Source organism: Paraburkholderia franconis, from assembly GCF_009362735.1.
GTDB classification, from domain to species: domain Bacteria; phylum Pseudomonadota; class Gammaproteobacteria; order Burkholderiales; family Burkholderiaceae; genus Paraburkholderia; species Paraburkholderia franconis.
This window is the reverse complement of sequence record NZ_WHNP01000140.1, coordinates 1-9,480: the sequence shown is the minus strand read 5'-3', so window position 1 is coordinate 9,480 and position 9,480 is coordinate 1. Positions and strand designations below refer to the sequence as shown.

The window sequence follows — 9,480 nt, the reverse complement described above, 5'->3', positions numbered from 1 at the left end:
CAAGCACGCGCTGACCCAGGAAGTCGCCGGCCATTCGCTGCTCACGGAGCGCCGTAGCGCACTGCATGAGCGCACCGCGCATGCGATCGAGGCGCTGTTCCCGACCCGCATCGCGGATTACTGCAGCGAACTGGCGCATCACTACGGCCTGAGCGGCAATATCCCGAAGGCCGTGGAGTACCTGCATCGTGCCGCGCAACAGGCACTTCGACATGCGGCCCACCTGGACGCGATGCACCACCTCGGCGTCGCGCTCGAGTTACTCAAGCGTCTGCCCGATACACCGGCACGCGTGCATTGGGAACTGACGCTGCTGCTTTCCCTGGGTCCGGCCTTGATGGACGTGAGAGGTTATGGCGCGCCGGAGGTGGCTGCGACCTATACCCGCGCGCTGGCATTGTGCGAGCAGATCGGCGAGACGTCACAGCTTTTCGCGGTGCAACTTGGACTAAGGATCCACTATGTGTCGCGCGCCGAGTATGCCACCGCGCGCGAACTGGCCGAACGGATGCTCCGCATGGCGCGGCGTGCAAAGGATCCGGTCTTGCTCGTCGACGCGCACGACGCACTCGGTATGTGCCTGCTCCTCCAGGGGGAGCCCGACGCCGCCCGCACGCACGCGGAACAGGCGCTTGCCCTCTATGACCCTGAGCAGCATCAGGCGCATGTCTTTGCTCACGGCGTAGATCCCGGGGTTGTGGTGCAATTCTGACCCGTCGGTCTGTTACGCTGAAGCTTTTGACGAGCATAAGCCAATGAGCAAACTGACGGATATCGATGGATTGTTCAATGGGCGTCATTTCGACCGCGAAGTCATCATCCTTTGCGTGCGTTGGTATCCGCGCTACAAGCTCAGTTTTCGAGATCTCGCTGAAATGATGGCGGAGCGCGGCCTATCGCTGGTACACACGACGATCATGCGCTGGGTAAAGCACTACACGCCGGAGTTCGTCAAACGCTGGAATCGATTTGCTGTGTCGACCGGTCAGTCGTGGCGTGTCGACGAGACCTATGTGAAGGTCCGGGGCAAATGGACCTATCTTTACCGCGCAGTTGACCGAGCCGGAAAGACGATCGATTTCCGTCTCAGCGCTCGGCGCGATGTGGCTGCAGCAAAGGCGTTTTCGTGAAGGCGATCAGAACACAGGGACGCGCTCCCGCAACGATTACTCTGGACGGCTACGCGGCATCGCACCGAGCAGTCCGCGAGATGAAAACCGGGGAGTCGCTGCCCGAGCGAACGAAATTGCGATGCTCGAAGTACCTGAATGACCTGATTGAGCAGGATCATCGGCACATCAAATCGCGCGTGAACGTAATGCTTGGGTTCAAACGCTTGCGCAACGCGGCCGTTACGATCTCGGGTATCGAGCTGATGCATCGCATTCGCAAAGGCCAGTTCGATCTCACCGGCGTGCATCTCAAAGAGACCACTGTGTCCTCGGTTTGGACGGCGGTTCTTTCAACTCGTTGAGGTCTCTCTGGGAAACGGGCGGTTACTCGCCCACCTACCCAGTTTGCACCACAGCCGACACTACTGGGCATCCACTCGGCGCGCCTGGATGTGGGTTCACGCGGTCTGAAGCTTGACGAGGCGCTCGGACTGAACTGCGCCTGGTACGCCGACATCCTGCTGACACTTACCGAAGGCTAATCCGGGGCAGTTTTGGGTGCAAATTGCGGGTGCGAGCAAGAACGGCATATTGGCCGCTGCACCAGCGTGCCCGTGCGGCGCAAGGAGACGGCGTTGGTCCAAGGAGACGGAAGGGTTGAAGCGTCTCGCCGATCCGGCGCAGAAGGAACTGTTGCCTCCTGCGTTTCAGGTGCACGTGGGCGCAGCCAAAGCGGGCATCAGTTGGCCGAGAGCTTGGCGCCAGATGATGAAGAACATTGCCCTGGAATGGCGGGCGGTCCGGTATCCGCGCCAACAGCGCCGTGCGAGGCATCCTGCCGCAGAAGCGGCGTGACAAGGCCGCGGCGAAGCGTATCTTCAAGCGCGTGCTTCGTTCATGCCCCGTGCCGCGCAAGATCGTCACCGATCAATTACGAAGCTATCCGGTCGCGAAGGTCGAGATCCCCGAGCTGGCCGGCGTCAAACACGTGTTCGTCAAGGCTGCTGCACGCGTGAATAACCGGGCCGAGAATAGTCATCAACCTACCCGTGAGCGCTAGCGGCGCATGCGCGGCTTCCGTGACCCGCAGCGGACCCAGGCGTTCCTTTCGAGCTTCGGTCCGATCCGACAGCACTTTGCGCTCAAGCGGCACATGCTGCGCGCGTCGCTTTATCGCAAACACCTCGCTGCCCGATTTGCCTCGTGGCACATACTGACCAACGTCACCCAAAGTCCGTCAGGTGCCTGGTGAGCGGCTGCACCGTCTGCTGCCATTGCATTCTCAGATCGACAAGTTGACGGTGCCCACGCTCGTCCTATCGGAACGTTTTCGGGTCTTTCAGCGGGCGCTTGCCGTCGATGATCGCCTTCGCTTCGTCAATCGCTGCATCCAACGCCCAGTCTTCTTGACGATACCCCTCTTCCTCGAGGCATTGAACGGGGATTTGCATGGGTTGCTCTGCATCAAATTCGCGCGGTATAAGCACGAAACCGTTGAATCCGAATATCTGCAAGTGCTCGCCCCCGACGCCCGGTTTCGCAAGCGTTCGAACCAGGTATTGAAATCCCTTGTACGTGTTCTCAGCGTGGGCCATGTCAATCTCCATCATCATTTAGGAGGACTCGCAGCATGAACATCGACGCGAACAAGCTGCGTGAGATTGCCGAACGCGCGACGCCGGGACGGTGGAAATGGTGGACTAGCAATAGCGCCAAGCGCCTCACTGCGGGGCGCGGCCCCGACGGCAGCGTACTGCATGCGACTATGGTACGCCGAGACTATGCCGAGGTCGCTTTCGGCGCTGCCGCCGTCGACCCCATATCAGCTGTCGTCCCTACAACGGTGCTGGCCCTGCTCGATCAGGTCGAAAAGCTTCATCGTGAGAATGCGCAACTGTCGGCGCTCGTCAACATACCCGAGTTGCACGACTTCGCGAAGGCGGTCGCGCTTGCCACATCATGTCTCAAGTGCTGCGGATTTCGCGTGACCGCCATTTGATTGAAACTAACGCTGATGCGCGTGCGGGCGCTCGTGTTCACTGACACCGAATGTGGCAGCCAGGCAGGGAACACGAGCAAGGTGCCGTCGCTCACCTTCACCACCACCTGGTCGGTGTTGTGCGACGTCAATTCGGTGACCGGCGGACGAAAAGTGGCACCCGAGGGCGCGGATCGTGAAAATTGATCGCGTCTGGGCCTGCCTGCGTTTGCAGATAGTAGACGCCGCTGAGGAAATTGTTGGGATTGCTGGGCATGGCGTCTGCCGCGCCTGGACCCAACACGCCGTGATGCGGAACGGGCATCGGCTACCCGCGAGCACGTTGCCCGCGGTGGCTTCGATGCGGGTGATCAGCTCAGCAAATTCGGGCATCTGATGTTGTTTGTTCCCGGATTGCCAGGTGGCGCGGTTCCGCTGCCAGCGCGCATCAAGGTTTCGACATACGCCAGCAGATCCCGGTTAAGTGATTCATAGCACGGCGGTTCGAGCTTCGAGGCGGCTCTGCCACACGAAAGTTGGGAACAGGCGTATGACGTCCGGAGTTGGGGGCTCCGCCAGGGCTGAATTCGACCGACGAAGGGTTGTACCGCCGTTTAATTCCGGGGCGGCACGCCTGCCACCTCAAGCTCGACCTCGGCATAGTGGTCGAACTCCATGGAATACAGCCCGTGGCCCTGGGTGACCGAGCGCAATTCAGTAACGTAGCCGAACATTTCCGCTAGAGGCACCTGGCCGGCAATCGCTTCCACATCACCCGGGCACGGCGCCACCGCTTCAATCTCCGCGCGGCGGGCGCCGAGCTGCGCCAGCGCGGCCCCGGTATATTCCGTCGGCACGAGCACCTCGATGCGGAACATCGGTTCAAGCAACACCATCCGCCCCTTGCCAAATGCGGCCTGGCATGCCTGGATGGCCGCGGCGCGGTAAGCGAATTCGCTCGAATCGACGGAATGGCTGGACCCGCCTTCGAGACGCACCTCGATGTCGGTGACGGGATAGCCTGCCAGCGCTCCGATTTCGGCGGCATCGCGCACGCCCTGCGCCACCGCCGGGATGAACTGGCGCGGTACCGCCCCGCCGGTGATTGCGTTTTCGAAGCGTATGCCCGAACCACGCGCGCCGGGGTGCAGCGAAAGAATCACATGGCCGTATTGGCCATGTCCGCCGGTCTGGTGCACGAAACGCCCCTCCTGAGCCACCACTTCGCGCGTGATGGTTTCCTTGTAGGCCACGCGCGGCCGCCCCATTTTCGCCGCTACACCGTATTCGCGCTCCAACCTGTCGAGCAAGATTTCGAGGTGCAGTTCGCCCATGGCGGCAATCAGCAACTGGCCGCTGTCTTCATCGAGGCTCAGTTGCAGGGTCGGATCCTCGTCGGTCAGCTGGCGGAGCGCCTCGGCCATACGGCCATGCTCGGCGAGCGTTTTCGGTTCCACCGTAGCCCGCAGGACCGGCTCCGGGAAAGTGATCGTTTCCAGCGTTATCGGGTGTTCCGCGTGGCACAGCGTATCGCCCGTATAGGTCTGATTCAGGCCCAGAAACGCACCGATTTCCCCAGCGTGCAGCGCCTCGACGTTTTCGCGGTGATTGGCATACATGCGCAACAGGCGCCCTGCCCGCTCCTTGCGGTTACGTGTGGCATTGTGCAGCGCCATGCCGGCGCTGACCATGCCCGAATAGATCCGCGCATAGGCCAGATGGCCGGCGTAGGGATCGTTGACGATCTTGAAGACCAGCGCCGCGAGCGGTTCTTCGTCGCGCGGCGCGAGACAGATCGTGAGGCCGCTGTCGGGATCGGTCCCCTGTACGTCGCCGATATCGAGCGGTGACGGCAGAAAGTCGACCACGCAGTCCAGCAGCGGTTGCACGCCGATATCCCGTAAAGCGGTGCCACAGCAAACCGGAAACAGGCGATTGGCGAGCGTGGCACGGCGCAGCGCCGTGCGCAACGGCTCCGTCCCGATGTCGCCGCCGGCCAGGTAAAGCGCGAGCAGTTCGTCGTCAGCCTCGGCAACGGCCTCGATCAGGCGCTCCCGCGCGGCCTCGGCCGCCGCACGATATTCAGCGGGTACGGGACCGCATTCCGGCCTGCCCTCCTGTGCAGCCCCCCAGCGCAGCGCCTGCATCGACAGCAGATCGACCAGGCCTTCGAACGCCACTTCGTGGCCGACAGGCATTTGCAGGCATGCCACCGGCGCACCGAGGCGCTCATGTACGCTGGCCACCGCGCGCTCGAAGTCGGCCCCGATGCGATCCATTTTGTTAATGAAGCACAGCCGCGGCACCCGGTAGCGATCGGCCTGCCGCCATACCGTCTCGCTTTGCGGCTGCACACCGTGCACCGCATCGAATACCACCACGGCGCCATCCAGCACCCGTAGCGAGCGCTGCACTTCGGCGGTGAAATCGATATGCCCCGGTGTATCGATCAGGTTGATCATGCAGTCGCGCCACCGCGCGCTGATGGCCGCCGCCACGATCGTGATGCCGCGTTCGCGCTCCTGCGCCATCCAGTCGGTCACCGTCGTGCCGCTGTCGACCGAACCCAGGCGATGGGTCCGTCCCGTGTGAAAGAGAATCCGGTCGGTAATGGTGGTCTTGCCAGCGTCGATGTGGGCAATGACGCCGATGTTGCGGATGCCGGCGATCGGCACGGAGGTTGCAGCCACAGGTCATCTCCCGGGGGCTGTTGCAAAATGATATTGGCTGGCGCTCCGGCGCGGCCTTGCCGTACTACTTGTACTGTTTGCAGCCGCGCCAGGCCGCCTGAACCGCTTCCCTTGATTTGGCAACAACCTCTCAATGCGGGTAGCCGAAACCATCGGGGGTAAGCCGTGGGGAGAAAGTTTTTGTCGATGAATCAGGCCCGCACGTCGATGCGGTTGACGACCCGGTCGATCGCGTCCAGGTACCAGGCGTCTTGTTCCGCCCGTCTTCGCTCGGCCTCGCTCGACACCCAACCCTCGAGTGTCACCGTGTGGTTCAGCGACTTGATCGTGATCTGGTCGGCATGCACGCAGGGATCGATTTCCAACACAAGGTGTAGGGCGTCGGTGATTTCGTCGTCGTTGTCTTCCTCGGCTGGAAACACGTCCAGCAGGTTCACCACTTCGCGGCAACTGCCGGCCCACCAGGCGAACACCCCGGCCAGGCGCTTGTGGGACAGGCTGATCACTTGTCCCGTCAGCGTCACCACGCCGTCCTGAACCGTGACTTCGATGGCGCCGCTGCCATCCTCGTTACCTGCCGCGTCCATGGTGCCGCGCAGTATTTCCACCTGCCCCTTGACGCGCGCACAGATCACGCAGTTGCGAAAGTCCACGGCTTGCAAGAGCCGCTCGCACACACTGTCGCGCATGGCCCCATCACCGACCGGCGACACAACTCTCACGCGCAGGTGGTCGACCAACTCCGCCGCACCGCTGAGCGAGTGCGCCAAATGGATGATGCGCTTCCTGGATGCGACATCCGGCACCTCGCCAGCTACGGTCAAGGTGTCGCCGCTGAAACTCATATGGATGGGATGATTTTGCAGGATCAGGTGCGATTCGCGCTCAAAGGCCGCCAGTACCTGCTTCAAGACTGTATCACTGCCTTGCATGATCCGCCTCGCGCAAAAAGTTCATGGCGCGGCTCACTCAATGGACCGCCTCGCGGACCTGGCCCACCTCGCAGTGCTCGGGTCCGGCCCCGCTAGTCGATTATAGGCACTCAGTCGTATGTGATTCTCAGGGCTTGGGCTCGGGGAGGCTTTGTCAATTGATATGAAGGTCAGTCGCCGAGCTCGTAGTTGGGATCCTTGGCTTCGAATGCCATGACGGACACCTCCTCGGACGATACCGACACGAATAGTTTAGGGCTACCAACACGGTATGCATTGAGTCCCTTAGATTGGTACTGAATTTGACTGCCACCTCGACATCGTCGTCAACACCCAGCGCGCGCGTTGCGTCGACACCCATCACCACCACGAAGGCCGGCGCCATCATCACAAGACGTCTTACCCAAACGCGCACGAACGAAAAGTCCGCCTGTGTTGCTGCAAGAGGGAGTGCCGAACGCGCGTTGTCAAACGCCCATGACTGAGCGAATCCACCGTCAATGATTTTTATGCGTGTCGGCAACACTGGGCGTCCTCTGGGGCGAGCCGCGCCGGACGGCAACGAAACCGGAGACGGCTTCCTTCGGCTGCTTCGGTTTTTTTACTTCGCGATTGCTGCGTAACTGACCTTTTACCATGACACTACTCCCGCTTGTATTGGCACACGCCGAAAAGCTCGCGCATACGGATAGTGTGCACTGGCCACGGCATTCTGTCGCGACGTTCCAGTGAGGAGATCGCATCGTGAGATCGCGCGGCAGATTGATCAGTCCCGCGATCATCGCGCGATGCATTACCGGCTCCCTTCGGGCTTCACTCGTGTCGATCACTGATTCATATGTGATGCTGACGGGCCGATAGTTTCGGCCCGCATTGCATCCGATCGACGACTCAAAATCACTCCTTCCCTCCGCCGTTCATGCCGCTTCCCCTTCGCCATACCTGCTTGCCCTGTTCCGACAGCTCGCCGCAGCTATGCTCGGCATCGCTCTCGCTTCCTTCCACGGCCATTTCACCGCCGGCCTGTTCCTGCGCCTTCTGTTTCTGGTGATGCCGTGCCGCCATGGCTTCATCGTGCGACCTGCCTGCATAATTCAAGGTCGTGATCTTGCTCCCTTGGGCTACCGTCCGAACTGCTTGCGCAGCCGGTCCGGTACAGGGTGTTCGTCTCATGCGTGCGCATATGGCTGCGCCTCTACTTCAGCAACGACTCGCCGAACATGAACGCCAGCCCCGCGGCGAAATTCTTCCGCGGTGTCGTTTAATGCTTATGGCTGATCCAGTCGCGAACTGGATGCGTATCCAGCCAACGGGCCATCGGCTCGGCTTTGTCGCGGTAAGGATCAAGGGGCGAGCGAGATCGAAATGCAAAGTTCTGCTTATGTTGTGAGATCATAGAATTGATCAGCGGCGGACGGATGGGTTCCGCGAGCACACTTCATCTGTCCTTTCGCGATCATGTGCATAACCTCGATGCCGGCTAGAAGAATCCGGGTACAGCGAAAAGTCTTGAATCCCAGCATGGGCCGCGTGCGTCGCTTGATCGCCCGATGGTCCTGCTCGACCACGTTATTGAGATATTTGGACTGGCGGATCTTGATGGGCGCTTCACGATCGGCATTGATCGTTTCGAGCGCGGCGAGATTGGCGCCGCTCCTGTCGATCGTCACGGTGTCGGGTTCCCCGTTCTGATCGATCGATTTCTCGAAATACCGGCGCGCTGCGGTCTTGTCACGATGGGCACGCAGCAGGAAATCGACCGTGTTGCCTGCCCTGTCCACTGCGCGGTATAAATATTTCCACTGCCCCTTGACCTTGATGTACGTTTCATCCATGCGCCAGCTCTTGCCAACCGGGCGCTTCCGACGGCGAAACGATTTCTCCAGTACCGGCAACAGCTTCATGGCCCAGCGGTGTACGGTCGAATAATCGACTGCAATCCCGCGCTCGGCCATCATCTGTTTAAGATGCCGCAGGGCTCAGCGGATACGCCACGTACCACCGCACGCACATCAGGATCACGTCGAGCGGGTAGTGCAGACGCTTGAGCACCTTTGCCACGGCCGGATTAAGGTTCTGTTTCATCGATCAAAGCGTTCGCCTTCACGCTGCCAGCATAGCAGCTCGGCTTATCGCGACACCCATTAGCCGACCGAAGTCAAGGCACAAATTTACTCACCGCCCGATTGCAGTGGCGATGGTATTTTTATCGCCACTGCAATCGGGCGGAATTCTTTCTGTAACCTGCCATGCTGTCTGCCGATCGTAGTCGCATCCGTTTTCTCCAAACTGGTTGCGAACCGGATCGCACCAGACACCCATCGAGATCAAGCATGCCGTGATGTAACTAACGGCTGCCCTGGCGGCCATTGCCGCCCCAGAGAAACGTTGGTGCCAGACGAGGTCCAATGGGTTTCGCAGAACCGTGGCTGTTGCTTGCGCAACGCCAGTCAATGGTGGCTCATCGCCTGGCGACCCGATCATCCGCAAACAGTCGGTGGGGCAAAGGGAAGGCCCAATCAAAACCATGGCTTTGCACCAGTCGCAATACTGGGCTCGTTCCCCTTGCACCACCTTTTAGCCAAAGCAGCGGGTTACCTCAAATGACTTGTGCTCCCGAAGCATGTGATAGCAGGCGCGCGCCAGTTTGTGCGCCAGCGCCTTGATCGCCACAATCGCGTTTCGCGCGCGTTTCTTGCGCTCGTAAAAGCGCCGGGCTTCCGGGCACGAGCGTATCGCGAAGTTGGCCGCCTCGACAAACGCCCACG

7 protein-coding genes and 4 pseudogenes are annotated in these 9,480 nt (G+C 60.8%); 5 read left to right on the top strand and 6 right to left on the bottom strand.

The genetic code is table 11. The annotated features are described in order from the left end of the window. The 4 genes and pseudogenes from GCT13_RS45780 to GCT13_RS45765 all read left to right on the top strand — a co-directional run. Positions 1-712: pseudogene (locus tag GCT13_RS45780) on the top strand (hypothetical protein); the annotation flags it as partial. Between the two features lie 43 nt (positions 713-755). Next, positions 756-1,474, top strand: a protein-coding gene (locus GCT13_RS45775; protein ID WP_227747374.1) for an IS6 family transposase whose coding sequence is annotated in 2 segments (ribosomal slippage) — positions 756-1,128 and positions 1,128-1,474 — 720 coding nt in all. Because the reading frame shifts where the segments join, the coding sequence is not laid out codon by codon here. Between the two features lie 60 nt (positions 1,475-1,534). Then, a pseudogene (locus tag GCT13_RS50320) lies at positions 1,535-1,654 on the top strand (serine protease); the annotation flags it as partial. A 290-nt stretch (positions 1,655-1,944) separates the two neighbouring features. After that, positions 1,945-2,364, top strand: a pseudogene (locus GCT13_RS45765) (DDE-type integrase/transposase/recombinase); the annotation flags it as partial. A 64-nt stretch (positions 2,365-2,428) separates the two neighbouring features. Here GCT13_RS45765 and GCT13_RS45760 read toward each other — a convergent pair. Then, on the bottom strand, positions 2,429-2,707 hold the full coding sequence (locus GCT13_RS45760; protein WP_152768227.1) for a hypothetical protein: 279 nt from the start codon (positions 2,705-2,707) through the stop codon (positions 2,429-2,431). A 35-nt stretch (positions 2,708-2,742) separates the two neighbouring features. Here GCT13_RS45760 and GCT13_RS45755 point away from each other — a divergent pair, with 35 nt between their 5' ends. Further along, on the top strand, positions 2,743-3,111 hold the full coding sequence (locus tag GCT13_RS45755; RefSeq protein WP_152768226.1) for an ead/Ea22-like family protein: 369 nt from the start codon (positions 2,743-2,745) through the stop codon (positions 3,109-3,111). Positions 3,112-3,704: 593 nt separating this feature from the next. Here GCT13_RS45755 and fusA read toward each other — a convergent pair. From fusA to GCT13_RS50310, 5 genes and pseudogenes are all read right to left on the bottom strand, one after another. After that, the gene (gene fusA / locus GCT13_RS45745; RefSeq protein ID WP_321575050.1) at positions 3,705-5,780 is read right to left on the bottom strand and encodes an elongation factor G; all 2,076 of its coding nucleotides are present in this window, start codon (positions 5,778-5,780) and stop codon (positions 3,705-3,707) included. Between the two features lie 191 nt (positions 5,781-5,971). Further along, positions 5,972-6,691, bottom strand: a complete 720-nt coding sequence (locus tag GCT13_RS45740; RefSeq protein WP_321575049.1) for a BON domain-containing protein — start codon at positions 6,689-6,691, stop codon at positions 5,972-5,974. Between the two features lie 918 nt (positions 6,692-7,609). Next, a complete protein-coding gene (locus tag GCT13_RS48975) occupies positions 7,610-7,777 on the bottom strand; it encodes a hypothetical protein (RefSeq protein WP_193727962.1) in 168 nt (55 codons plus the stop codon). A 314-nt stretch (positions 7,778-8,091) separates the two neighbouring features. After that, positions 8,092-8,797, bottom strand: a protein-coding gene (locus GCT13_RS45730; protein ID WP_152768224.1) for an IS6 family transposase whose coding sequence is annotated in 2 segments (ribosomal slippage) — positions 8,092-8,688 and positions 8,690-8,797 — 705 coding nt in all. Because the reading frame shifts where the segments join, the coding sequence is not laid out codon by codon here. Between the two features lie 492 nt (positions 8,798-9,289). Then, positions 9,290-9,480: pseudogene (locus tag GCT13_RS50310) on the bottom strand (IS110 family transposase); the annotation flags it as partial.